Below are 24131 nucleotides of genomic sequence, written 5' to 3' on the forward strand. Positions count from 1 at the left end.
TCCCTCGAAATCCGCCGGGCCGGCCGCCCTCACAGGTCGCCGTGGAGCGGCTCGACGTCCGGCAGCGGCCGCGCCGGGTCCTCCCACACCAGCCCCGCCCCTGCCGCCCAGTAGGCGTCCGGGTCCGCCCCGTGCGCCCGGCCCCGCAACGTCTGGAACCGCAGCGGCAGCACCTCCGCCCGCCCCGCGTCGGCCAGCTCCTCCCGCAGCCCGCGGTGGAACGGCGCGCACGGCACCCCGGGCTCCGGCGGCGGCCTGCGGGTCACGGCCACCCCGTAGCCGGCGTCCCGTACCGCGTGCAGCGACCCCAGTGTGGGCTCCTGGTCGGCGGCCCGGCAGTGCACCGGGACGGTGGTGTCGGGCAGGCCCGACAGCCACGCCGCGGACGGTGCGCGCGGACGGCCGCCCGCGCAGTCGGCCCGCTCGTCCTGGAGCGGTCCCGCCTGCACCCGGGTCCACCGGGCGGCGGCCCTGGCGGCCTCGTGGTCCGCCGGGTGGCCCTCCGGACCGCTCCGGCCCCGGTCCGCGCCCCGGGCGTCCGGACCGCCGGGGTGGCGCAGCACCACCGGCCGCTGCACGCCCAGGGGTACTCCGCCGGACACCGTCCAGTCCTCCACCGCCAGCCCGAACAGTTCGGGGGCCACCGCCACTTCGAGCAGGGCCGCGGCGACGTGGGTGTCGCAGCGCCGGAAGGCCTCGGCGAGCGGCGCCCGCAACCGCTCCGGCAGGTCCGCGACGGTGGCACGCACGCCCGAGTCCACGGGGGTCAGCCGGCCGGGGTGGGCCGGGCCCGCGAGCACCGAGACCCGCCAGTCGTACAGGTGCTCCCAGCCGTGGGCCCAGACCTCCAGCAGGACCGACGCCCCGGGCGGCAGTCCGCCGGCCCTCGGGGCGGGCCCGCCCGCCGCCCGGCCCGCCGAGGCGCGGCGGCGGCGCTCGCGCTCGGCGAGGCCCCGCTCGTGGCGCTCGCCCAGTTCACGCCGCAGCGGCCGCCACAGCCGCTCGGCCGTGGCCCGTACCCAGTCCCACAACTCCTCGTCGGCGCCCGGCGTCGGGGGTTCGCGGTAGTCGGCCACGCTGACGTCGGTCGCGTACCGGAGCATCGCCGCGGCCTCACCGCTGCCGCCCGGCGGGTCGTGCAGCAGTCCCAGCCCGTCGCGCCAGCTCAGCGGGGCCGGCGGCTGCGGGTCCGGTTCCTCGCCGCGAACCGCCTCCACCAGGGCGCGCACCGCCTCGGAGGAGCTCGGCGGGGGCAGTTCGGCCAGCAGCCCGCACAGGGTGGTGCGTTCACCGGGGGTGAGCCCTCCCCGGCCGCCGTACGGGTCCCGCTCCTGCGGCGGGAGCTCGCCGTGCACGTCGGTCCAGGTGCGGCGGTTGTCGAGGTCGCTGAGGTGCTGGTCGTAGTGGTACAGGTCGTGGGCCTGCATGATCCGGCGGTAGAGCCCGACCTGTCCCCGCGAGGCCATCGGGAGGGTGCGCAACTGTACGACGGAGACGGCGAGTCCGCCGCCTCCCGTCTGCCGTCGGGCCTTGACCACGCCGACGACCTCCCCGCGGGCCAGGTCCACGACCGGTCCGCCGGACATGCCGGGGTCGATCTCGTCGTCGGCGGCGAGCCGGATGGCGGCGCCGTTGCCGGCGGTGCCGCGCAGCCGGGTGGTGCGGCCGGTGATCTCGGGCGTGCCGAGGTCTTCCGTGCAGCCGAAGTAGGCGACCTCGTCGAAGCGCGGTCTGGAGCGGTCGGTCAGCCAGACGCAGGCGTGGGACACGGGGGCCAGGACCCGGACGAGTGCCAGGTCGGGCAGGTCCCACAGGGCGTGCCGGCCGGGCCTGCGCTCCTCCAGGCGCTCGGGCAGTACGCACTCCACGCGCCCGGTGACGGTCCCGGTGACGGCGCCCGGCGCGCCGGGGCCACCGTGGCGGGGTCTGCCGGAGTGGAAGGTGATGCCGACCTCACGGCCTGTCAGACGCATGGCGGCACCCCCTTCGCCGACCACGTGCGCGCACGTCAGGACCCAGCCGGGGGCGATGAAGAAACCGCTCCCCCAGGTGGGACCGGTCCGATGGCTGCCGGGGTTGTCATACCCGCCCGGCGGGGCGTGGACGCGTACCGTCGCCGCCTGGACGAGTGGTTCGAGGAGCTCGAAGGCGCGCGCCGTCCCGGTCGTGCGCCCGTCGGTCATCCACGCCCCCCGCCCGCTCGTCGGACCTCCAGGCTAGCGCCGGGGACACCGGGGGCGGGAGGTGTCCCGGGCGCTGCGGATTATCCTGGCGGGAAACACCCCCTGCACGATCCCATCACGGCACGGAGCCCGACTTGTACTTCACCGATCGCGGCATCGAGGAGCTGGAGAAGCGGCGCGGCGAGGAGGAGGTCACCTTCGAGTGGCTCGCCGAGCAGCTGCGCACCTTCGTCGACCTGAACCCGGACTTCGAGGTCCCGGTGGAACGCCTGGCCACCTGGCTGGCCCGGCTCGACGACGAGGACGAGGACGACGAGTAGTCCGGCCGGGGCCGGACCACGGGCCGGTACGCAGAGGGGCCCGTCCGCGATCGCGGACGGGCCCCTCTGCGCGTGGAAGGAAGGCTCAGGCGGCCTTGGTCTCCCAGAAGATGCGGTCGATCTCAGCAATGAGGTCGAGGGCCTTCTGGCCGGTCGCCGGGTCGTTGGACGCCTTCGCGGCCGAGAGGGCCTTCAGGGTGTCGTTGACCAGGGTGTGCAGCTGCGGGTACTTCTCGAAGTGCGGCGGCTTGAAGTAGTCGCTCCACAGCACCGAGACGTGGTGCTTGGCGAGCTCGGCGCGCTGCTCCTTGATGGTGATGGCGCGCGCGCGGAAGTCGGCGTCGTCGTTGGCCTGGTACTTCTCCTGCACGGCCTTGACGGACTCGGCCTCGATGCGGGCCTGGGCAGGGTCGTACACGCCGCACGGCAGGTCGCAGTGGGCGGAGACCTTCGCCTTGGGGGCGAAGAGGCGGGAAAGCATGGAGTTGTCCTCCTCGTGATCGTCTTCTCAAGGGGGGACATTACTCGCTGGAGAACCGGATTTCGCGGGCGCCCCCATGGGCTTAGGACAAAAGTCCAGGGGCGCGGCCGGACCGGTGAGCGAATGTACGGGGCCGTGCGGCAGCATGCGGGAGTGAGGAGGTGGACACGCATGGTGGAGAGCGCCCGCCCGCGCAAGCGGTTCGAGGTGGTGGAGGTGACGGGCCCGTCGATGGTGCCCACGCTGCTGGACGGGGACCGGCTCGTGGTCCGGTACGGGGCCGCCGTACGGCCGGGTGACGTCGTGGTGCTGCGCCATCCGTTCCAGCAGGACCTGCTGGTGGTCAAGCGGGCGGTGGAGCGGCGGCCCGGCGGCTCCTGGTGGGTGCTGGGCGACAACCCGTACAACGAGACCGGCGACAGCACCGTCTACGGGCCGGTGCCGGGTGAACTGGTGCTGGCGACGGCGGTGCTGCGGTTCCGGCCGCGCGGGGAGGGTCAGCGCTCGCTGAGGGCCCGGTTGTCCTGGGCCGCCTCGTCGCTGCGCGTGCTGCGGGCCGACGCCTCTGCCTCCAGCCGTTTGCGGGCGCGGTAGGCGGCCACGTTCGCCCGGGTGGCGCACCGGTCGGAGCAGTAGCGCCGGGAGCGGTTGGTGGAGGTGTCGAGGTAGGCGTTGCGGCAGGGCGCGGCCTGGCATAGGCCGAGGCGGTCGGGACCGTGCACGGTGAGGTGGAAGGCCAGGCCGAAGGAGGCGATGGCGGCGTAGCCGGCGGAGGCGTTCGAGGGGTGGTCGGCGAGGTGGATGTGCCAGTCGGGCCGCCCGGTCTCGTCGAGGGTCTGGTGGTCGGAGACCTGGGGGCTCACGGGGAACTCCATCAGCAGCGAGTTCAGCAGGTCGACGGCGAGGACCTCGTCGCCGCCGTCGGCGGCTTCGAAGACGGCCCGCAGTCGGCCGCGCACGTTGCGGAACCGCGTGATGTCGGTGTCCGTGACGCGGCGGGCCATCTGCTGGCTGACACCGAACAGGGCGCGGACGGCGTCCACCGAGGTGAGCGTGTCCTTGTTGCGGGCCGGCTCCTCGGTGTTGACCAGGCGCACGGCGAAGTCCGAGTAATGGGCCAGTTCCACTTGTAGTCCTTACGGCTGCGGATTAGTGTCTCTCGTAACGGCTGAGATGTCATCGAGGGTATTACGTAGGGAGGGGTTCGGGGTGGCGGATACGACGGATACGGCGGATACGACGAACGGGGCGGACACGGCCGACGCGGGGCGAGGCGGCGCCGACTGGCAGGCCTGGCAGGACAGCTGGGACCGCCAGCAGGAGTGGTACATGCCCGACCGCGAGGAGCGGTTCCGGGTGATGCTGGACATGGTCGAGGCACTGGTGGGATCCACCCCCCGGGTGCTGGATCTCGCATGCGGTACGGGAAGTATCACGGACCGCGTCCTCAAGCGGTTCCCGGAAGCCACCAGTACGGGCGTCGATCTCGACCCCGCGCTGTTGACCATCGCCCGGGGCCACTTCTCCGGGGACCCGCGCGCGTCGTTCGTGACCGCCGACCTCAAGGACCCCGACTGGCGCTCGGCCCTCCCCCACCACGGCTACGACGTCATCCTGACGGCCACCGCCCTGCACTGGCTGCACAGCGAGGACCTGGCCGTGCTGTACGGGCAGCTCGCCCCCCTGCTGGTGCCCGGCGGGGCGTTCATGAACGCCGACCACATGCCCGACCCGGCCACCCCGCGCATCAACGCCGCCGAGCGCGCCCACCGGCACGCCGGCATGGACCGGGCCAAGGCGGCCGGTGCGCTGGACTGGCGCGAGTGGTGGGCGCTGGCCGCCGCCGACCCGGCGCTGGCCGAACCCACCGCCCGCCGTTTCGAGATCTACGGGGAGCACGCCGACGGCGACACCCCCTCCGCGGCCTGGCATGCCGAGACCCTGCGCGCCGCGGGCTTCGCGGAGGCCCGTACGGTCTGGCGCTCGCCCTCCGACGCGCTGGTCCTGGGCCTGAAGTAGGAACTCCGCGAGCGGGGCGGCGGCAGGCCCCCGACACGGCCGAGGGGTGGTACGGGATCCCGTACCACCCCTCGGCCGTGTCCGCGTGCGGCGGCCGGCGCCGCCGGCTACAGCACCTTGGAGAGGAATGCCTTCGTGCGCTCGTGCTGGGGGTTGCCCAGCACCTCGCGGGGGTGGCCCGACTCGACCACGACGCCGCCGTCCATGAAGACGAGGTTGTCGCCGACCTCGCGGGCGAAGCCCATCTCGTGGGTGACAACGATCATGGTCATGCCCGACTCGGCGAGGTCCCGCATCACGTCCAGGACGTCGCCGACCAGCTCCGGGTCGAGGGCCGAAGTGGGCTCGTCGAAGAGCATCAGCTTCGGCTCCATGGCGAGCGCACGGGCGATCGCCACGCGCTGCTGCTGGCCGCCGGAGAGCTGGGAGGGGTAGTTCCCGCCCTTCTCGCCGAGGCCGACCCGGTCCAGGAGGCGGACCGCGCGCTCGCGGGCCACCGCCTTGGACTCGCCCTTCACCATGACCGGGGCTTCCATGACGTTCTCCACGGCCGTCATGTGCGGGAAGAGGTTGAAGCGCTGGAAGACCATGCCGATGTCCCGGCGCTGGGCCGCGACCTCGCTGTCCTTCAGCTCGTAGAGCTTGTCGCCCTTCTGGCGGTAGCCGACGAGGTCCCCGTCGACGTACAACCGTCCGGCGTTGATCTGCTCCAGGTGGTTGATGCACCGCAGGAAGGTCGACTTGCCGGAGCCGGACGGGCCGACCAGGCAGAAGACCTCACGCGGGGCGACCTCCAGGTCGATGCCCTTGAGGATGTGCGCGGCACCGTAGGACTTGTGGACGCCCTCGGCCTTCACCATGGCAGTCGTCATCAGGCCACCGCCTTGCGGTTCGAGAGGCTGGACACTTTCGCCTTGATCTTCTGCAGCGGCGTGGGCGGCAGCGAGCGGAGCGCACCACGGGCGTAGCGGCGCTCCAGGTAGTACTGGCCGACGCTGAACACACTGGTCAGCGCGAGGTACCAGATCGAGGCGACGAAGAACATCTCCATCACCGCGAAGGATGTGGACGCGATGTCCTGGGCCGCGCGCAGCAGGTCGAAGTACTGCACCGCGACGACGAGCGACGACGTCTTGAGCATGTTGATGAACTCGTTGCCCGTCGGAGGCACGATCACCCGCATGGCCTGCGGCAGGACGACACGGCGCATGGTCTGCGTCCGGGTCATGCCCAGCGCGTGCGAGGCCTCGGTCTGGCCCTCGTCGACCGACTGGATGCCGGCCCGGACGATCTCCGCCATGTACGCGCCCTCGTTGAGGCCGAGACCCAGCAGGGCGGCCAGGAAGGGCGTCATGACCTGGGTCATCTCGTCCTTGTAGAACCCGAGGTTCAGGATCGGGAAGATCAGGGCGAGGTTGAACCAGATGAGGAGCTGGACGTACACCGGGGTGCCGCGGAAGAGCCAGATGTAGAACCAGGCGATGGTGCTGGTGACCGGGTTCTTCGAGAGGCGCATCACGGCGAACAGGACACCGAGCGCCAGACCCAGGGCCATGGCGGTGACGCTGATCCAGATCGTGTTGCCGACGCCTCGCAGGATCGAGGGGTCGAACAGCTTCTCCGGCACGGTCGCCCAGCGCACGTTGCCCTGGGAGAAGGCGACGATGAGCGCCACGACCAGACCGATGACGACCACGGCACTGATCCAGCGGCCGTAGTGGCGGACCGGGATGGCGCGGATCGCCTCGGGGGGGACGGAACCGGCCGGCGGGGTGTCCGCCGGACCCGGGTCCTTGTCGAGCTTGTCAGTCACAGTGACTGCCCTTCAGTGTGCTGCGGTGGTACGCGGAGGTCAGGAACCGGCGTTGATCTTGGCCTCGGTCACGGCACCGGAGCCGGCGTTCCACTTGTCCAGGGCGGCCTTGTAGGTGCCGTCCTTGATGATCGCGTCGAGGGCTTCCTTCAGCGCGTCGCGCAGCTCGGTGTTCTTCTTGTCCACCGCGATGCCGAAGAGGCCGGCGTCGGTCGGGTTGGCGATGGCCTCGAACTCGTTGCCGCCACCCGCGGTCTGCGCGATGTACGCGGCGACCGGGGAGTCGTTCAGGTCGGCGGCGGCGCCACCGGCCTTCACGCGGGTCTGGGCCTCGGCGTCGGTCGGGAAGGACTCGATCTTGAGCTCGGCCTTGCCGTCCGTCTTGCACTTCTCGGCCTGGGTCTTCGCGGCGTCCTCGTAGGTGGTGCCGCGCTGCACGGCGACCGTCTTGCCGCACAGGTCGTCGAGGGTCTTGATGCCCTGCGGGTTGCCCTTCTTGACCAGGATGCCGGTCGAGGCGGAGAAGTAGTCGACGAAGTCGACGCCGGCACCGGTCTTGGCACCCTTGTCGTCCAGGCCCTCCTGGCGGGCCTTGGTGTCGGTCAGGGAGGACATGACCAGGTCGCTGCGGCCGGTCTGCATGCTGCCGATCAGCGTGTCGAAGGTGCCCGACTCGAACTTGAACTGCACGCCGAGCTGCTTGCTCATGGCCGCCGCGATGTCGGGGTCGACACCGACGATCTTGCCACCCTCGGTGAACTCCATCGGCGCGTAGGTCGCGTCGGTGCCGACCTTGATCACACCGGCGTCCTGGATCTTCTTCGGGAGCTTGGAGAAGAGCGGCGCGCTGCTGTTGTTCGCCGCACCCGAGGGGGTCGAGGACGCCTTGTCGGTCTGGTCGCCACAGCCGGTGAGGATCAGGGCGCCGGCAACCGCGATCGCGCCGACCGCGGCGATCCGGGACCGGGCAGCGGTCGTACGACGGGTGGTGCTTGCGGTCATGGCTTCGTTCCTCCGGCAGGGGTGGAAAAGCATCGAAAAACGGTCGGACACGCACCATCGAGTGTCGCGACCTTGTGTGATTACGGCATCTTGCCATTCGGACTGAGACATTCAGGCTGCCCGCCAGGTCAAAATCGCATAACGGGCGCCCCGGGCAGGCCAACAGGACTGCGGGCAAGGGGGTTCGGGGCCGCAGATACTGCCGTGACCAGGCCCTTTGGGCGCAGTTTCTACGGAGCGCCACGCCGCGCCGGACGTGAAGGTTTGGACTTTTCACCAAAAGGCGGGCGGTCGGTCTACGGTTGAGCCGGAATCGACTCGTCTGAGCGAGTGTTCTTCGGGTAGAACAGATCCTTACACCCCTCATCCGGGGCTCAGGGCGCGCGTGCGGCGCGCCCGCGCGTACGAACCTCCCCTTCGCGGAGACGGGCCAACCGTCGATGCGGAGTACGGACGCGGTGCCCGCCCACCCCTTAACCAGGAGTGGCCACCCTCAACGAACAAAAGGAATTAAGGGGTCACACGAAGTGGCAGCGGAGATCGTCAACCCTCGCAGCGACAGTGCGACGGACAACAACCCCGACGCGGTGTTCGCGCTGCACCGGGGCGGCAAGATGGCCATCCAGGCCACGGTCCCGGTGAACGACAAGGACGACCTGTCCCTGGCGTACACCCCGGGCGTGGCGAAGGTGTGCACCGCCATCGCCGAGCAGCCGGAGCTGGTGAACGAGTACACCTGGAAGTCCAACGTGGTCGCCGTCGTCACCGACGGTACGGCTGTGCTCGGCCTCGGCGACATCGGCCCGGAGGCCTCCCTCCCCGTGATGGAGGGCAAGGCCATCCTCTTCAAGCAGTTCGGTGGCGTGGACGCGGTCCCGATCGCGCTCGCCACGAAGGACACGGACGAGATCGTCGAGACGGTCATCCGTCTGGCGCCGTCCTTCGGCGGGGTCAACCTGGAGGACATCTCCGCCCCCCGCTGCTTCGAGATCGAGCGGCGCCTCCAGGAGGCGCTGGACATCCCGATCTTCCACGACGACCAGCACGGCACGGCCATCGTGACGCTGGCCGCGCTGCGCAACGCCGCGAAGCTCACGGGTCGCACCCTCGGCGACCTGCGCGCCGTGATCGCGGGCGCGGGCGCGGCGGGGATCGCCATCGCCAAGATCCTGGTGGACGCGGGGATCGGCGACGTCTGCGTCACCGACCGCAAGGGCGTCGTGTCCGCCGACCGCTCCGACCTGACGGACGTCAAGGCGGAGATTGCGGGACTGACCAACAAGACCGGCCGGACCGGCTCGCTGGAGCAGGCCCTGGCGGGCGCGGACGTGTTCATCGGCGTCTCCGGCGGCTCCGTCGCCGAGGAGGCGGTGGCCACGATGGCGAAGGACGCGTTCGTCTTCGCCATGGCCAACCCGAACCCGGAGGTCCACCCGGACGTCGCGCACAAGTACGCGGCGGTCGTGGCCACGGGTCGTTCGGACTTCCCGAACCAGATCAACAACGTGCTGGCGTTCCCCGGCATCTTCGCCGGCGCCTTCAAGGTGCGCGCCACCCGGATCACCGAGGGCATGAAGATCGCCGCCGCCGACGCCATCGCCGGTGTCGTCGGTGAGGAGCTCGCCGCCGACTACGTGATCCCCTCCCCGTTCGACCCCCGCGTCGCCACGGCCGTCGCCGCGGCCGTCGCCGCCGCGGCCAAGGCCGACGGCGTGGCCCGTCTGGCCTGACCGGGGACCCGTGCGGTACGCGAAGAGGCCCGGCCGGATCACTCCGGCCGGGCCTCTTCGCGCGGGCGCGGCGCCCGCTCGGCGCGGTCCGGGCGGGCTCTGCCGGTCCCGCGCCGCCGCGACCGGCGCCCCGTCCATCGCCCCGAGGCCGGGCCCGGTGCGACGAAGGCCTCACCGGCATGGTCGCGGCAGGTCTGGAACCGCGCCCTACCGAGCGGTAGCGTCGCCGCATGTTCGCTGCCTATGCCGCCCGAATCGACCGTGACCAGCCGCTGAACGGCCTTGTGCTGGGCGACCGCCCCGCGCCGCAGGCCCGCCCCGGCTGGGTGACCGTGAACGTCAAGGCCGCCTCCCTGAACCACCACGACCTGTGGTCCCTGCGCGGGGTGGGCCTGGGCGAGGAGAGCCTCCCGATGATCCTCGGCTGCGACGCCGCCGGGATCGACCAGGACGGCAACGAGGTCGTCCTGCACTCCGTGATCGGCCAGAGCGGCCACGGGGTCGGCCCGGACGAGCCCCGCTCGATCCTGACCGAGCGCTACCAGGGCACCTTCGCCGAGCAGGTGACCGTCCCCGCCTGGAACGTCCTGCGCAAGCCCGCCGAGCTCTCCTTCGAGGAGGCCGCCTGCCTCCCGACGGCCTGGCTGACGGCGTACCGGATGCTCTTCACCAACGCGGGAGTCCGCCCCGGCGACTCCGTCCTGGTCCAGGGCGCCGGCGGCGGTGTCGCGACCGCCGCGATCGCCCTGGGCAAGGCGGCGGGCCTGCGGGTCTTCGCCACCAGCCGGGACGAGGCCAAGCGCAAGCGGGCCGTGGAGCTCGGTGCGGTGGATGCGTTCGAGCCGGGCGCGCGGCTGCCGCAGCGGGTGGACGCCGTGATCGAGACCGTGGGTGCGGCCACCTGGTCCCACTCGGTGAAGTCCCTGCGTCCTGGCGGCACCCTGGTGATCTCCGGCGCCACGAGCGGCGACCGGCCGGCGCACGCCGAGCTGACCCGGATCTTCTTCCTGGAGCTGAAGGTCGTCGGCTCCACCATGGGTTCAAAGGACGAGCTGGAGGACCTCCTCGCCTTCTGCGCCACGACGGGGCTGCAGCCGGTCATCGACGAGGTGCTGCCGCTGGACCGCGCGCGCGAGGGCTTCGAGAAGCTCGCTTCAGGCGACCTCTTCGGAAAGGTCGTCCTCAAGCCCTGACCGTCCGCGAGGCCTCCGCCCGGCCGCACGTCCATCTGGGGTGACGCACCTCTCGCGTCACCCCAGATGGACAGCCATGGCCGAAGCCACCGACAGGGCTCGAAGAAGGCCCTGGAGCAGTCCCTGCGCATCGCTCCGGGCCGCAAGGACCACCGCATCGGGAACCTGCACCTGCTGCTGGCCCTGCTCTCCCGCCCCGCGCAGCCGGCCCGTTCTCGGCGGGCCGGCTGCGCGGGGCGCGGATCTGGCCCGGCGGAGCCTGCGCTACGGCCGGGCGCCGAGGGCCGTCGCCAGTCGGGCGGCGGCGGCCGCGAGGTGGTCGCGGGCCTCGGCCACGCCGGCCGCGGTCACCCCGTGGTCCCGCGCGGCGTCGCGCACCTCGTCGCGGAAGCGGTCCAGCAGCCGGTCCAGGTCACGGGCGGGATCACCGGTCGGCGTCAGATCCGCGGCCCAGCCCGAAGCCCGACCCGCGCCGGCCGCCGCGTCAGCCGTAGCCGCAGCGTCGGGTCCGCCCGGCGCGCCCGGACCCTGGGCGCCGCCACCGAGCCAGGCACCGGCCAGGCTGCCCAGGACGCCGCCGGACCTGGCGAACTGCTCCTGGAGCTGGCCCGCGATGCGCTGGACCTCCTCGCGGGCCCGGTCCTGGGCCTCCTTGGCCTGGCGGCGGGCCGCCTGCGCCTCCTCGCGGGCCCGGCGGCTCTCGTCCTTCGCCCGGCGGGCCTGCTCCTTCCACTCCTGCCTGGCCTTGCGCAGCTCCTCCTTGGCCGCCTTCCAGGAATCCTCCTCGCCCACCCGGGTCGCCGAGGCGGAGGCCGCCGCCCGCATCTCGCGCCGCAGATCGCCCGCCGCGCCGCGGACGTCGCTGCGGATCTCCGCGGCCAGCTCGGTGACCGATTCGCGGATCTCCAGCTCCAGATCGGCCAGTTCACCGCTGCGGTCGGCCAGTTCGGCGCGCCCCGCCTCGGTGATGGAGTACACCTTGCGCCCGCCTTCGGTGGCGTACGTGACCAGGCCCTCCGCCTCCAGCTTGGACAGGCGCGGGTAGACCGTGCCCGCCGAGGGGGCGTAGAGGCCGTGGAAGCGCTCCTCCAGCAGGCGGATCACCTCGTAGCCGTGGCGCGGGGCCTCGTCCAGCAGTTTGAGGAGATAGAGGCGGAGGCGGCCGTGGGCGAAGACGGGCGGCATCTCAGAGCACCTTCTTGTCGAGCGCGAGCGGAGCGGGGGCCTCGGGGTCGGCCTGCGGGCGGCGCAGCAGGGCGATGGCGCCGGAGACCGTGGTGGCCCGCAGGGTGCCGGCGCCGGAGCCGAGCGTGCCGGTGATCCGCTTGGCACCGAGCTGGCCGGAGACCCGCAGGTCCTCGAAGGCGTTGGACACGCCGCCGGTGGCGGTGTTGGCCTCGACGCGGGCGTCGGCGGGGTGCGGGAGGCGGATCGCGACCTGGCCGGAGACGGAGTTCAGGGCGATGTCCACCGGGCGCTCGGCGGCCGGACCGGGGTCCAGGTCGATCAGCATGTCGCCGCTGACCGAGTCGGCGCGCACGCTCACGTCGGCGCCGTCGACGACGGTCAGCCCGCCCGACACCGAGTGGAAGCCGAGGGCGCCGGTGACGGACTGGGCCTCGACGCTGCCGGACACCGTGTGCGCCTTGACCTGGCCGGACAGTCCGACCAGCGTGGCGTCACCGGAGACGCCCTTCACGTCGGTCTCGCCGGAGATGCCGGAGACGAAGGCGGTCGCGTCGACCGTGGCGACGTGGACGCGGGTGGCGGCGGGCACGGTGAGGGTGACCGCGGCGCGGCGCTCCCACACCTTGCGGCCGGAGGAGGATCCGGACGACCAGGCCTTCCAGGGCTTGTCCTCGAACCACTGCTTGAGGCCCTGGGAGCCGTTCCAGGGGACGTCCTCGTAGGAGACGGTGAGGACCCCGCCCTCCTGCACGACGTACAGGGGGGCTCCGTCGACCTCGGTGACCTCCAGGCGGGCCGGGCCCTCCTCGGCCGCGACCACGTTCACCGTGCCGCTCACGACGCGTACGCGGAGCTCGGCCACCGGCTCCTCGAAGGTGATCTTCTGCGGTTCGGCGAAGTGCCACGTCGACCGCGACGGCTGGGACGACTGCTCTGACATGGTGCTGATCCTCCTCGTGCGTTCACGGACCGGGCTCGACGCACGCAACATATCGCGTCTTCTTCAGAACACGATATATCGCGCTTGGGTGAAGTCAAGCGCCACTCCGCGGTCCGCCGTCCGGGGGGCTGCACCCGGCATGCGGGCAGGCCGGCGCCGGGGACCCGGCCGACGGCTCGCCGCGGACGGTCGCCCGGGATCCGGGGTACGGGCCGGCAGCCGACCGGCTTCCGGACCCCGGCCCGGGGTGCCCCCGGGCCGACCGGTCGCCGGGCATGCGCGCGGAATCGGGGGGCGGCCGATCAGGGCCCGCCGACCCGGACCGTCCGGCGCCGTGAACCGCGGGCCGGCCGCGTTCCGCGGGACGCCCCCCGGCGGGTCGCGAGGAGCCTCGCCGGGGTCAGGCAGCCTCCAGCAGCGGGCTCGCGTGGTGGTGCAGCCATGCCCGGTACGGGGGCGTGCGCAGGGCGGCCTCGCGGTAGGCCGCGCGGAGGTCCTCGTAGACCTCGGCGTGCGCGCCCGGGCGGGTCGCCAGGAGCAGCCGCACGGCCAGGGGATCCCCGCACAGCGGCCGGATCGCCATGTCCTCGCGCGGCCCGGAGGTCGGCTGGCAGGGTGCGACCGCCTCGCCGGAGATGATCAGCGAGGTCGCCGTGTGGTAGTCGGTGTGCAGCACTGGCGGGTCGAGTCCGGCCCCGGCGAAGACCCTGCGCAGGCCGTCCCACTCGCCGTCGACCGACGGATCCACCGCCCAGCGGTCCGCGGCCAGGTCCCGTAAGGAGACGATCTCCTGCCGCGCGGCGGGGTGGTCCCTCGGCATCGAGACGAACTGCGGCTCGCGCTCCATCAGCACGCGCGTCTGGAGCCCGTCGGGCAGCCGCAGCGGGCTGCCCTCCACCTCGTGCACGAAGGCCACGTCCAGTTGCCCCGCGGCCACCATCCTGAGCAGCGCGTTCGCGGACACGTCCACCAGGAGGGAGGTCTCGGTGTCGGGCAGCCGCCGATGGAGGCGCCGCAGCCACCCGGGCAGGGCCCGGCTGGCCGTCGAGCCGATGCGCAGCCGCGGGCCGTGGGCCTGTGCGCGGGCCTCCGCCACCAGAGCGGCCATGTCGGCGAGAAGCGGTCGGGCCCTGCCGAGCACGGTGCGGCCGAACGGGGTGGGCCGGCATCCGGTCCGCTCGCGCAGGAACAGCTCGCCGTCCAGGGCCCGTTCGATGCGGCGCAGCTGTGTGGTCAACGAGGGCTGGCTCACGCCGAGTTGCCGGGCGGCCTTGTGCAGGCTGCCGGCGTCGGCGATGGCGCACAGCGCGCGCAGGTGCCTGACCTCAAGCTCCATGACCTGAGGGTAGGCCGGGCCCGTGGACCGCACCAGCCGCCGATAGCCCCCCGAATCCCGCCATTCTCATGCTAGTTGGGCTGACGAAATCCCCCCGATAGCCCGACGCTATCGGCCAGTGACATCATCCGCCGACCCGTTCCGCTCCCGCAGACTCCGGTACCGAACGACCCACCCCCCACCGCACCGGACGAGTAGGAGCTCCCCCACATGCGCCACTCCCGTAAGGCCCTGCTGGCGACAGCCGTCGGCATCGGTCTCGCCGCCACCCTCGGCGCCGTCCCCACCGCAGCCGCCGCACCCGCCGCCGTCGGCAACGCCGCCAGCTACGCGGCGTACGAGCGTTCACCGGAGAACGCGGCCGCCAACCGCGCCTTCTTCGAGGCCGTGCAGCGCTCGGTGGCCGAGCAGCGCGCCGCCAACCCCGGCGCCCTCGCCGTCACCGTCACGTACAACACCCGTTACGCGCCGAGTTTCCGTACCCAGATAGCCAGCTCCACCCGCATCTGGAACAGCTCGGTCACCAACGTGAAGCTGCAGGAGGTGTCCTCCGGCGGGAACTTCTCGTACTACGAGGGCAACGACTCGCGCGGCTCGTACGCGAGCACGGACGGGCACGGACGGGGCTACATCTTCCTCGACTACCGCCAGAACCAGCAGTACAACTCCACCCGGGTGACCTCGCACGAGACCGGCCACGTGCTGGGCCTGCCGGACCACTACTCGGGCCCGTGCAGCGAGCTGATGTCGGGCGGTGGCCCGGGCACCTCGTGCCAGAACGCCACCCCGAACTACGCCGAGCGGACGCGCGTCAACCAGCTCTGGGCCAACGGCTTCGCCTCCGGCCTGGGCACGAAGGAGCTCGCCCCCACGGGCTGAGTCACCGCTCCCGGCGCTCCACGGATTCCGTGCAGTCGGGGTTCCGACAGGGACCCCGACTCCACACCGGGACGAAGACCCCGAGTGACTTGCGCCGCCCGACCACCGTGTCGACGCGGCGCCCGCAGGCCGGGCACGTCTGCTGTTCGTGCCCGGCCTGCGGGGCCACCGTCTCGTGCGCGTGCTGTCCACCGGCCATACCTCCACGGTAGGCCGGTTTTCACATCTCCGTCGGGTCAGCCCTTGCGGACGTAGGTGCTGACGATCTGGCCGCCGCCGAGGGCCGTGACCCCGGTGAGCTCCAGGGGCCGCACACCGAAGCCGGCGCGCGTCATCGGCATGCCGGTGCCCGCGAAGACCGGATAGGTCTTCACGACGAACTCGTCGATCTCGTCGATCAGCTGGGTGGCGAGGTCCGCGCCGCCGCAGAGCCAGATGCCGAGCCCGTCCCGGGCCTTGAGCTCACGGACGCGGGCCGCCACGTCACCGCTGATCAGCCGCACCTGAGGGTCGGGCGGGGTGGTGAGAGAGCGCGAGACGACGTACTGCTCGGGCAGGTGGCCGTAGGGGCTGCTCATACCGGCCTTGAGGCCGGGCTCGTAGGTGGCGCGCCCCATGAGGACCGCATCGAAGCGCTTGGGCGGGGTGTCGGCGATCCCGAGCTGCGCGCGCGCCTGGGCGGCGATGGTCTCCGGGTACTCGGCCTTGAGGTGCTCGATGAATGCGCTGTCGAGGTGGCTGTAGAAGAAGTCGCCGTCGCCGTCCGGGGCGCCGATGAACCCGTCGACGGTGGTGGCGATGAAGTACGTGAGCCTGCGCAAGCGATTCTCTTCCGTCCGACAGTGCCGCCACACCGGGGCACGTCAAGCAAAGTACTGCGGACAAAGTGGTTACGCAAGCTCCCGCCGCCTTCGGATCCGCCACCACCTCCGGGTCCGCCACCGCCTCCGGGCCGTCAGCCCCTGGGCTTGCGCCACATCGGCCACATCAGCGGCCCGTCGGGCAGTCGCACCGCCTCGCCGGTGAACTCCCAGCCGAGTCGCTCGTAGAGACCCCTGCTCCGCTCACTGCTCGCCTCCAGGTACGCCGGCACGCCCTCCCGGTCACAGCGCTCCAGCACCGGCCGCATCAGCTCGGTGCCCAACCCCTCCCCCTGACGCCCCGGGGCGACCGCGATCATCAGCAGGTACTCGTGCTCCTCGGACGTCGGATGCACCGCGCCGGTCAGCCGCCCCACCAGCTCGCACCGCTCGTTGCCGGGGTCGGCCACGGCCCGCATCCGCGCCGGGACCTCGTCCTCGCCCTCCGGCTCACCCGCGGGGATCCGCAGCCACAGGGCCGCTGCCGAGCCGTCCACCGCGTAGTCGATCCGACCCTCGTCCAGCGCGACGTCCACGAAGACGCCCAGGAACCTCCCGTGCACGGCGGCCCGGTGCTCCGGGTCCGGGAAGACCCAGCTGCTCACCGGGTCGGCGCGGAAGGCCTCGTCGAGCAGCCTCGCCACCGCGTCCCGGTCCGACCGATCCGCCTGACGTATCTCCAGCGCCACTGGCCACACCCTTCGCTCACGCGTCAACAACCGTCAGCGATACTAGAGTTGGCACCGCCATGCGGTAAGGCCCGTTCCGGCACCGTGCGGTGCGGGAACGGGCCTCCCCCCGTCGTCCGCGGGCGATCACCTCGTACGGCGCGTCACGAATTCCGCCAGCGACAGCAGCCCGCCCGCCGCCCCGAGGTCCGGCACGGCCCGGGACAGCTGCTGGACCGCGCGCCCCATCCGGTCGGCGGCCTGGGCCTGGGCCCAGTCCCGCCCGCCGGCCCGTTCCACCGCGTCGGCCGCCCTGCGCACGTCGTCCCCGGTCATGGGACCCGCGTACAGGTCGGCGAGCTGCCGGCCCGCCGCGGTGCCCGAAGTGAGGGCGGCCACGACCGGCAGGGACTTCTTGCGGGCCACCAGGTCGGCCCCTGCGGACTTGCCGGTGTGCCCCGGGTCCCCCCAGATGCCGATCAGGTCGTCGATCAGCTGGAAGGCCAGGCCCGCCTCCCGGCCGAAGGTGTCCATGGCGTCGACCTCCTCCGGTCCGGCCCCCGCGTACAGCGCACCCAGCGCGCACGCGCAGCCCAGCAGCGCCCCGGTCTTGGCCGCCGCCATGGTCAGGCACTCGTCGAGCGAGACGTCCCGGCGCTGCTCGAAGGCGCAGTCGGCCTGCTGGCCGGCGCACAGCTCGATGAGGCAGGCCGAGAGTCGGGACGAGGCCGCCGCGGCGGCGGGGTGCGGATCGTCGGCGAGCAGCCGCTGGGCGAGCGCCATCATGGCGTCGCCCGTGATGATCGCGTCCGGCGTGCCGAAGACCGTCCAGGCGGTGGCCCGGCCGCGGCGGCGAACGTCCTTGTCGATGACGTCGTCGTGCAGCAGCGTGAAGTTGTGCGCCAGCTCCACCGCCACCGCGGCCCGCACGGCGTGGTCGACCGGTCCGGCGCCGCCCAACCCCTGCAGGGCCTGGGCCGCGGCGAGCACCAGGGCCGGGCGGATCGCCTTGCCGGGACTGCCCTCGGCCGGGGTTCCGTCCGCCTGCTCCCAGCCGAAGTGGTACATGGCCACGCGCCGCATCCCGCCGGGCAGGCTCTCGACGCTGCGGCGCAGTTCCGGGTGGACCGCCTCCCTCGTCCGCTCCAGCAGGGCCGCGGCCTCCTGACCCTCGCCGGTCACGATCGCGCTCATCCCGCTCAGCGCCAGCGGCCGATCTCGACGTTCTCCAGCACGCCGAGCGCGTCCGGCACCAGCACCGCGGCGGAGAAGTACGCGGTGACCAGGTACGAGATGATCGCCTGCTCGCTGATCCCCATGAAGCGGACTGACAGGCTCGGCTCGATCTCGTCCGGGAGGCCCGGCTGGTGCAGGCCGATCACGCCCTGCTCCTCCTCGCCGGTGCGCATGCACAGGATGGAGGTGGTGCGGGCGTCGCTGATCGGGATCTTGTTGCTCGGGAAGATGGGCACACCGCGCCAGGTGGTCACCCGGGTGCCGTCGACGTCCACCGTCTCCGGGTAGATCCCGCGCTTGTTGCACTCGCGGCCGAAGGCGGCGATCGCCTTGGGGTGCGCGAGGAAGAGCTTGGAGCCGCGCCGCATGCTGAGCAGCTGGTCCATGTCGTCGGGGCTGGGGCCGCCGTCGTGCGGCTGGATGCGCTGGTCGTAGTCGGCGTTGTGGAGCAGGCCGAAGTCGCGGTTGTTGAGCATCTCGTGCTCCTGGCGCTCGCGCAGCGCCTCGACCGTCAGCCGCAACTGCTGCTCGGTCTGGTTCATCGGGTGGTTGTAGAGGTCGGCGACGCGCGAGTGCACGCGCAGGACGGTCTGCGCGATGGAGAGTTCGTACTCGCGCGGGCGGGCCTCGTAGTCCACGAAGGTGCCGGGGAGGACGGCCTCGCCCTGGTGGCCGGCCGAGAGGTCGATCTCCGCCTCGCCGTACTTGTTGGTGCGCTGGGCGGGCGCCGAGCGCACGCGGTCCAGGTGCTCGCGCAGCGAGGGGACCCGGTCGGCCAGCAGCTGGAAGTCCTGCCGGGACAGGGCGAGGGCGGTGCCGGGGGTGGCGGCGCGGGCGGTGTACTCCCAAATCGATTCTTCATCGACGAGGGAGTCCTCGCCGAAGTAGGCGCCGTCGGCGACGGTCCGCAGGACGGCGTCGTCCCCGTAGGGGCCCGGACCGATCTGGTCGATGCGGCCGTGCGCGAGGAGGAAGACCTCGTCGGACGGGCTGCCGAAGGAAGTCAGCTCCTGACCGACCTCGAAGTCGATCTGTCGGCACCGCTGGGCGAGTTCACCCAGCACATCGAGGTCCTCGTAGTCGCGCAGCAGCGGGAGTTCGCCGAGCTCGGCCGGGATCACCTGGACCTGGGTCCCGGTCTTGACGAACTCCACGACGCCGTTGCCGACCGAGTAGCTCAGCCGCCGGTTCACCCGGTAGGTGCCGCCCTGCACCGACACCCACGGCAGCGCCTTCAGCAGCCACCGCGAAGTGATCTCCTGCATCTGCGGCGCGGACTTGGTCGTGGTTGCCAAGTTCCGCGCGGCCGCCGTCCCCAGACTGCGCTGCGGTGTCTGGGCTTCGGACTCGGAACCTGCCTGGACCGACATGTCTTTCCCTTTCGATCACTCCATGGGTCTGCAGGGGCAGCCTTTCAGCACGCAACGTGGTGGGACCATTACACAAAAGGGTGGGACTACTCGACCGGGAGGCGGGGCACTGTCTCGGATCGAACTCCCCGCCCTCGCATCGCGGGAGGCCTTCGCGGCCCATCGGTTTCGGCCAAGACGGGACTCCTCCGCACTTTAATTTGTATCTGGGATGCGAATTTCCTACGGTGGCCCCATGCGGCTGACCCGATTCACCGACCTGGCGCTGCGCACCCTGATGCGCCTGGCCGTCGAGGAGACGGACCTCCCGACCACCCGCGACGTGGCGGCGACGATGGAGGTCCCCTACACCCACACCGCCAAAGTGGTCGCCAGGCTGCAACACCTCGGCCTGGTCGAGGCGCGGCGCGGCCGCGGCGGGGGGCTCGCCCTGACCGGCGCCGGACGGGCCGCCTCGGTGGGCGCGGTGGTGCGCGAGCTGGAGGGCGCCGGCGATGTCGTCGACTGCGACGGCACCACCCCCTGCCCGCTGCGCGGCGCCTGCGTGCTGCGCGGCGCGCTGCGCCGGGCACAGGAGGCGTTCTTCGCCGAACTGGACCCCCTGACGGTGAACGACCTGGTGGCAGCCCCGACCGGTCCGCTCCTCCTGGGCATCGCAAGCAGGGCACCCTCGGGGGCCGAAGGGCCCTGACCGTCGGGGCCGGTTGGCCGGTTACCGCCGCCCTCCGGACGCCATAGCCTCACCCCGACGGGAGTTCGAACAGAAGTCCGCACCGGTGCGGGCCTCTGCGATCAAAAATACGCATCTAAGATGCCAATTAATGAACCAGTTCCACCACGCAAGGAGTTCCCCATGCTGTCCGCGAAGTCGACCGCGACCGTCCGAGCCACCCTGCCCGCCATCGGAGCAGCCATCGGCGACATAACGGAGCTCTTCTACGCGAAGCTCTTCACGGCCCACCCGGAGCTGCTCCGCGACCTCTTCAACCGGGGCAACCAGAACGCGGGCCTCCAGAAGCAGGCACTCGCCGGCTCCATCGCCGCCTTCGCCACCCACCTCGTCGAGCACCCGGACACCCGGCCCGACGTGATGCTCACCCGCATCGCACACAAGCACGCCAGCCTCGGCGTCACCCGCGAGCAGTACGCGATCGTCCACCAGCACCTCTTCGAGGCGATCGCCGAGACCCTCGGCGAGGCCGTCACGCCCGAGGTCGCCCAGGCCTGGGACGAGGTCTACTGGCTGATGGCGAACGCCCTCGTGGCCATCGAGAACCGCCTCTACGCCGGGCACCGGATCGCCGCCGGCGACGTGTGGCGGGAGTGGACCGTCACCGGCCGCACCGAGGAGACGGCCGACTGCGCCACCTTCCGGATCACCCCCGCCGACGACGCCCCCGCACCCGCGCACCTGCCCGGCCAGTACGTCTCCGTCCAGGTCGAACTCCCCGACGGAGCACGTCAGATCCGCCAGTACAGCCTCTCCGGCGCGCCCGGCTCCGACGTCCGCACCATCACCGTCAAGCGGGTCCACGGCCCGGCCGCCGGGGGCCCCGACGGCGAGGTCTCCAACCACCTGCACACCCACGTCCGCACCGGCCACGCGCTGCGGGTCTCCGCGCCGTTCGGCGACCTGGTGCTGACGGACCGCGCGAACCCGATCCTGCTCGCCTCGGCGGGCATCGGCTGCACACCGATGCTCGCGATGCTGGAGCACCTGGCCGAGACCGGGCACACCGCACCGGTGACGGTGCTGCACGCCGACCGCTCCCCCGCGGACCACCCGCTGCGGGCCGACCACCGGGCCCTGACCCACAAGCTGGCCGACGCCTCGGCCCGCTTCTGGTACGAGGAGGCGGCGGAGCCCGGCGACGGCGAGGGCCTCATGAACCTCTCGGACCTGCACGTCGCCCCGGGCACCAGCGCCTACCTGTGCGGGCCGCTCCCGTTCATGCGGTCGGTCCGCGAGCAGCTGATCGCCAAGGGCGTGTCGGCCGCCGACATCCACTACGAGGTGTTCGGCCCGGACCTGTGGCTCGCCTCCGCGTGACGACTGTCCGGATTCGCTCGCTCACCGTACGAGAACAGTAGCCGCGGAAGGGCCGCCTCCACTAAACCGGAGCGTGACGATTCGGACACACGGGGTGTCCGTCGCGCACCGCACGAAGGGAGGCGGCCATGGCCGCACCCATGTCCGCGGACCGGTTCATCAACGCACTGAGGAACGAAGGCCTGACCGTCGTCGAGGTCGGCGCCTGGCGCACGCACAACCGCAACCACAAGGGGCCCTGGGGCCCGCTGCACGGGGTGATGATCCACCACACCGTCACCCGCGGCACCGCGTACTCCGTCCAACTCTGCCGCAACGGCTACAGCGCCCTCCCGGGGCCGCTCTGCCACGGCGTGATCGGCAAGGACGGCCGTGTCCACCTGGTCGGCTACGGCCGCGCCAACCACGCCGGCCTGGGCGACCCCGACGTCCTGGCCGCGGTGATCGCCGAACGGCGGCTCCCCCCGGACAACGAGGCCACCACCGACGGCAACCGCCACTTCTACGGCTTCGAGTGCGTGAACCTCGGAGACGGCGAGGACCCCTGGCCCCCGGCCCAGATCGACGCCATCGCCCGCGCGGCGGCGGCCGTGTGCCGGGTCCACCGCTGGACGGCCCGCTCGGTCATCGGCCACCGCGAATGGCAACCGGGCAAGGTCGACCCCCGCGGCTTCACGATGAACTCCCTCCGGGACCGCATCGCCGAACGCCTGAAGTAGCCGGCCGGGGCCCGGCACCGGGAGGCACCCCTCCCGGTGCCGAGCCCCGCTAAGAGAGCTGTCGGGGTGGGGACATGACACGAGACCTGGCCTTCGGCGTCTACGCGGACGAGCGGGGACTGGCCGGCGTGACGAAGCTCGTCGAAGCCGCCGTGGCCCCCGCAGCGCCCGGATCGTCGCCGCGACCGTCATCGACCCCTGCCCGTACGACTTCCTGGCGGAGCAGTGGGCCGTGGAGCCCCCGGGCAGGGACAGCGGCGCCCGCCGGACGGTCGAACTCCGCGTCCGCCTGACCTGCTCCCTGCGCACCTGGCGCTCCGTCCACCGCGCGGTGATCACATCCCTCTGCCCCGAGGGCCCGCACGCCTGCGCCGTCCCCTGGTTCGCCCTCTGACAGAGGGCGCGCTCAGCCGAGGTGGGGCGCCGGCCGGTGGGAGACGAGGTCGGGCGGATCACCATGTTCCTGCGGCACCTGGCGTCGGGAGATTCCAGCCCACTGACCTGCCGCAGCTACGGGTACGGAATGCTGCGGTGGTTCCGCCTGCTGTGGTTGTGGGGCATCGGGTGGGCGCGGGCGACGGAGCCCGAGGGCGCGGTGCTGACGGGGTGGCTGCGCTCGACGGCCACCCCGCAGCGTCAGCGGCACCGGGCCGACACTCCGGTAAGCCACCGTTGCTGACGGTGCCACACACCTCGTTCGGAGCAATGCTGGTAGGCCGCGCGCACTCGGCGGGATCACCGACCCGAAACCCGACACAGTGCTGCCACCCGCGCGGACCGGTGGCCAGGATGCCGAACCGGTCCACGCGAGGGGTGGGGTGACTACTGGCCGTGCTCGTTGAAGGCGGCCTCAAGGTCGGCGGCGACGCTCTCGGCGTCGCGGCCTTCGATGCGGTGGCGGGGGATGAAGTGGACGAGTTCGCCGTCCTTGAAGAGGGCGAAAGAGGGGTGGGACGGCGGGATGTCGGGGAAGTAGGAGCGCATCTGCGCGGTGGCTTCGATGTCCTGCTCGTCGAACACGGTGAGCAGCCGGTCCGGGCGCTTGGCGTCGCCGGACAAGGCGAGCCGCACACCAGGCCGGGCCATGCCGGCCGCGCAGCCGGTGACGGAGTTGATGGCCACCAGGGTCATGCCGGTGTCGGCATCCTTCATGGCGCGGTCGACCTCGTCGGCGGTCAGCAGTTCGACGAAGCCGATGCTGGTCAGTTCTTCCCGGAAGGGCTTGACGAGCAGTGGAGAGTACGGCATTCCCAATCCTCACCAGAGGTAGCAAATGGCTCACCCAGAGTACGGGAGCATGTGTGCTGCGGGTGTACGTATCGCAACACACCGCGAACGCAGGGCACACACCTACCTGAGTGGAGTGCAGACAAGCAAGAAGTGCTGGATCCGCAGCCGTGGGCTGTGGTGCATGGGCAACGCCCCCGGCTCGGCCGGCGCCACGAAGCGGAGTTCCGCGCTCTCGTCCGAGATCGCCGGCGTGCCCCCGGCGATGCGGGCTGTGAAGCGGACGTTGGACTGGCGGCGGACCTCGCCGTCCCGTCGCTTCCGGTTCTCCCTGTCAGCCGACGGCCGTGCCCCGGCCCCACAGTTCCTCGGCGTGGTCACGGAAGCGGTCGAACATCCCTCCCGGCCCCTGCCGGCGCAGGTGCAGCAGCGGGGAGTCGTGCCCGATGACGGTCGCCAGGTGAGGGGTGACCAACGCCTCCCCATCGAACCTGAACACGCTCAGCCCCACATGGTTCATGGCGTCGGACGGTGCGCTGAAGCGCGCCTCCAGGCCGTCCAGGGCGGCAAGCTCCGCGAGGTGTTCCAACGTGATCCCAATCCGCGTCGAGACGGAGAGCGCGGCCGATTCGACCTCCTCCCGCCGTCGCGTGACCTCCCCGTCCGGATCCCCGAGAAGAAACCGCACCCGGCACCCGCTCTCGGCCTTGCGGCGGACGACGCCCGCGAAATCGGGCACCTGGGTCCAGAAGAAGGAGTTCGTGTACCCGGCGAGAAACACCTCGCCGGTCGCGTCATTCACCAGTCGGGCCCACACGGTGGACGGGGAGGCCGAGCGGTACGCGTACGAGTGGACGAGCTCCCGGTCCCCGCCAACCTTGACTCGGCTGGTGATCGCATCGGGCCAGATCATGTGT

27 protein-coding genes and 1 pseudogene are annotated in these 24131 nt (G+C 71.8%); 11 read left to right on the forward strand and 17 right to left on the reverse strand.

Annotation, left to right across the window (positions count from 1 at the left end):
• Positions 1-29 precede the first annotated feature (29 nt).
• Complete coding sequence (locus tag AW27_RS10505) at positions 30-2183, reverse strand: VMAP-C domain-containing protein (protein ID WP_037919755.1); 2154 nt, start codon at positions 2181-2183, stop codon at positions 30-32.
• Between the two features lie 134 nt (positions 2184-2317).
• Between AW27_RS10505 and AW27_RS10510 the strand changes: the two genes are divergently transcribed.
• A complete protein-coding gene (locus tag AW27_RS10510; RefSeq protein WP_007266501.1) occupies positions 2318-2503 on the forward strand; it encodes a DUF6104 family protein in 186 nt (61 codons plus the stop codon).
• An 85-nt stretch (positions 2504-2588) separates the two neighbouring features.
• On the opposite strand, the gene sodN is transcribed toward AW27_RS10510, so the two are convergent.
• Positions 2589-2984, reverse strand: coding sequence for a superoxide dismutase, Ni (gene sodN / locus AW27_RS10515; RefSeq protein ID WP_030036761.1), 396 nt, complete (start codon positions 2982-2984; stop codon positions 2589-2591).
• Between the two features lie 171 nt (positions 2985-3155).
• Here sodN and sodX point away from each other — a divergent pair, with 171 nt between their 5' ends.
• Positions 3156-3578 (forward strand): nickel-type superoxide dismutase maturation protease, encoded by a 423-nt coding sequence (gene sodX / locus AW27_RS10520; protein WP_037919753.1) that lies wholly within the window; start codon positions 3156-3158, stop codon positions 3576-3578.
• Here sodX and AW27_RS10525 read toward each other — a convergent pair.
• A complete protein-coding gene (locus AW27_RS10525) occupies positions 3482-4111 on the reverse strand; it encodes a CGNR zinc finger domain-containing protein (protein WP_037919750.1) in 630 nt (209 codons plus the stop codon). The genes sodX and AW27_RS10525 overlap by 97 nt on opposite strands.
• Positions 4112-4313: 202 nt before the next feature.
• Between AW27_RS10525 and AW27_RS10530 the strand changes: the two genes are divergently transcribed.
• Positions 4314-5003 (forward strand): class I SAM-dependent methyltransferase, encoded by a 690-nt coding sequence (locus AW27_RS10530; protein WP_236647586.1) that lies wholly within the window; start codon positions 4314-4316, stop codon positions 5001-5003.
• Positions 5004-5110: 107 nt separating this feature from the next.
• Here AW27_RS10530 and AW27_RS10535 read toward each other — a convergent pair whose 3' ends face one another.
• The 3 genes from AW27_RS10535 to AW27_RS10545 are packed head-to-tail and all read right to left on the reverse strand — an operon-like array spanning position 5111 to position 7818.
• Positions 5111-5875: an amino acid ABC transporter ATP-binding protein gene (locus tag AW27_RS10535; RefSeq protein ID WP_037919746.1), complete on the reverse strand. Its 765-nt coding sequence runs from the start codon at positions 5873-5875 to the stop codon at positions 5111-5113.
• Positions 5875-6816, reverse strand: coding sequence for an amino acid ABC transporter permease (locus AW27_RS10540; protein ID WP_037919744.1), 942 nt, complete (start codon positions 6814-6816; stop codon positions 5875-5877). Before AW27_RS10540 ends, AW27_RS10535 begins: the two co-directional genes overlap by 1 nt.
• 39 nt (positions 6817-6855) lie before the next feature.
• Positions 6856-7818: an ABC transporter substrate-binding protein gene (locus AW27_RS10545; RefSeq protein ID WP_037919742.1), complete on the reverse strand. Its 963-nt coding sequence runs from the start codon at positions 7816-7818 to the stop codon at positions 6856-6858.
• A 527-nt stretch (positions 7819-8345) separates the two neighbouring features.
• On the opposite strand from AW27_RS10545, the gene AW27_RS10550 reads away from it, so the two are divergent.
• Complete coding sequence (locus AW27_RS10550) at positions 8346-9548, forward strand: NAD(P)-dependent malic enzyme (RefSeq protein WP_037919734.1); 1203 nt, start codon at positions 8346-8348, stop codon at positions 9546-9548.
• A 230-nt stretch (positions 9549-9778) separates the two neighbouring features.
• Entirely contained in the window at positions 9779-10741 is a 963-nt protein-coding gene (locus AW27_RS10555; RefSeq protein WP_037919731.1) for a zinc-binding dehydrogenase, read from the forward strand.
• 264 nt (positions 10742-11005) lie between these two features.
• Here the strand turns inward: AW27_RS10555 and AW27_RS10560 are convergent, their stop codons facing one another.
• The 3 genes from AW27_RS10560 to AW27_RS10570 all read right to left on the reverse strand — a co-directional run bounded on the left by AW27_RS10560 (position 11006) and on the right by AW27_RS10570 (position 14205).
• Positions 11006-11926 (reverse strand): PadR family transcriptional regulator, encoded by a 921-nt coding sequence (locus tag AW27_RS10560; protein ID WP_037919729.1) that lies wholly within the window; start codon positions 11924-11926, stop codon positions 11006-11008.
• A 1-nt stretch (position 11927) separates the two neighbouring features.
• Complete coding sequence (locus tag AW27_RS10565; protein WP_037919727.1) at positions 11928-12869, reverse strand: DUF4097 family beta strand repeat-containing protein; 942 nt, start codon at positions 12867-12869, stop codon at positions 11928-11930.
• A gap of 400 nt (positions 12870-13269) precedes the next feature.
• Complete coding sequence (locus AW27_RS10570) at positions 13270-14205, reverse strand: LysR family transcriptional regulator (RefSeq protein ID WP_037920029.1); 936 nt, start codon at positions 14203-14205, stop codon at positions 13270-13272.
• Positions 14206-14415: 210 nt separating this feature from the next.
• Here AW27_RS10570 and snpA point away from each other — a divergent pair, with 210 nt between their 5' ends.
• On the forward strand, positions 14416-15084 hold the full coding sequence (gene snpA / locus AW27_RS10575; protein WP_037919726.1) for a snapalysin: 669 nt from the start codon (positions 14416-14418) through the stop codon (positions 15082-15084).
• A gap of 1 nt (position 15085) precedes the next feature.
• Here the strand turns inward: snpA and AW27_RS10580 are convergent, their stop codons facing one another.
• The 5 genes from AW27_RS10580 to AW27_RS10600 form a co-directional block, all read right to left on the reverse strand.
• Positions 15086-15283 carry a hypothetical protein gene (locus AW27_RS10580; RefSeq protein ID WP_037919725.1) on the reverse strand — a complete coding sequence of 66 codons (198 nt, stop codon included), beginning with the start codon at positions 15281-15283 and terminating at the stop codon, positions 15086-15088.
• A 37-nt stretch (positions 15284-15320) separates the two neighbouring features.
• Complete coding sequence (locus AW27_RS10585) at positions 15321-15905, reverse strand: dihydrofolate reductase family protein (RefSeq protein ID WP_037919722.1); 585 nt, start codon at positions 15903-15905, stop codon at positions 15321-15323.
• A 134-nt stretch (positions 15906-16039) separates the two neighbouring features.
• Positions 16040-16633 (reverse strand): GNAT family N-acetyltransferase, encoded by a 594-nt coding sequence (locus AW27_RS10590; protein WP_037919721.1) that lies wholly within the window; start codon positions 16631-16633, stop codon positions 16040-16042.
• A 126-nt stretch (positions 16634-16759) separates the two neighbouring features.
• Positions 16760-17806, reverse strand: coding sequence for a family 2 encapsulin nanocompartment cargo protein polyprenyl transferase (locus AW27_RS10595; protein WP_037919719.1), 1047 nt, complete (start codon positions 17804-17806; stop codon positions 16760-16762).
• Positions 17807-17811: 5 nt separating this feature from the next.
• Complete coding sequence (locus AW27_RS10600; RefSeq protein WP_037919715.1) at positions 17812-19218, reverse strand: family 2B encapsulin nanocompartment shell protein; 1407 nt, start codon at positions 19216-19218, stop codon at positions 17812-17814.
• Between the two features lie 235 nt (positions 19219-19453).
• Between AW27_RS10600 and AW27_RS10605 the strand changes: the two genes are divergently transcribed.
• The 5 genes from AW27_RS10605 (at position 19454) to AW27_RS10625 (ending at position 22666) form a co-directional block, all read left to right on the forward strand.
• Entirely contained in the window at positions 19454-19909 is a 456-nt protein-coding gene (locus tag AW27_RS10605; protein WP_037919714.1) for an RrF2 family transcriptional regulator, read from the forward strand.
• 162 nt (positions 19910-20071) lie between these two features.
• Positions 20072-21268 (forward strand): globin domain-containing protein, encoded by a 1197-nt coding sequence (locus tag AW27_RS10610; protein WP_037919712.1) that lies wholly within the window; start codon positions 20072-20074, stop codon positions 21266-21268.
• A 128-nt stretch (positions 21269-21396) separates the two neighbouring features.
• Positions 21397-21987 carry an N-acetylmuramoyl-L-alanine amidase gene (locus AW27_RS10615; protein WP_172671290.1) on the forward strand — a complete coding sequence of 197 codons (591 nt, stop codon included), beginning with the start codon at positions 21397-21399 and terminating at the stop codon, positions 21985-21987.
• Positions 21988-22219: 232 nt separating this feature from the next.
• Positions 22220-22381, forward strand: a complete 162-nt coding sequence (locus AW27_RS10620; protein ID WP_236647572.1) for a hypothetical protein — start codon at positions 22220-22222, stop codon at positions 22379-22381.
• Positions 22382-22417: 36 nt separating this feature from the next.
• Positions 22418-22666 (forward strand): hypothetical protein, encoded by a 249-nt coding sequence (locus tag AW27_RS10625; protein WP_037919710.1) that lies wholly within the window; start codon positions 22418-22420, stop codon positions 22664-22666.
• A gap of 143 nt (positions 22667-22809) precedes the next feature.
• Here the strand turns inward: AW27_RS10625 and AW27_RS10630 are convergent, their stop codons facing one another.
• From AW27_RS10630 to AW27_RS10640, 3 genes and pseudogenes are all read right to left on the reverse strand, one after another.
• Positions 22810-23235, reverse strand: coding sequence for a BrxA/BrxB family bacilliredoxin (locus AW27_RS10630; RefSeq protein WP_037919709.1), 426 nt, complete (start codon positions 23233-23235; stop codon positions 22810-22812).
• 102 nt (positions 23236-23337) lie between these two features.
• Positions 23338-23526, reverse strand: a pseudogene (locus AW27_RS10635) (hypothetical protein); the annotation flags it as partial.
• Positions 23527-23548: 22 nt separating this feature from the next.
• Positions 23549-24127 (reverse strand): hypothetical protein, encoded by a 579-nt coding sequence (locus AW27_RS10640; RefSeq protein WP_037919708.1) that lies wholly within the window; start codon positions 24125-24127, stop codon positions 23549-23551.
• Positions 24128-24131: the final 4 nt, after the last annotated feature.

Origin of the sequence: Streptomyces sp. PCS3-D2 (genome assembly GCF_000612545.2) — a bacterium.
Lineage (GTDB): Bacteria > Actinomycetota > Actinomycetes > Streptomycetales > Streptomycetaceae > Streptomyces.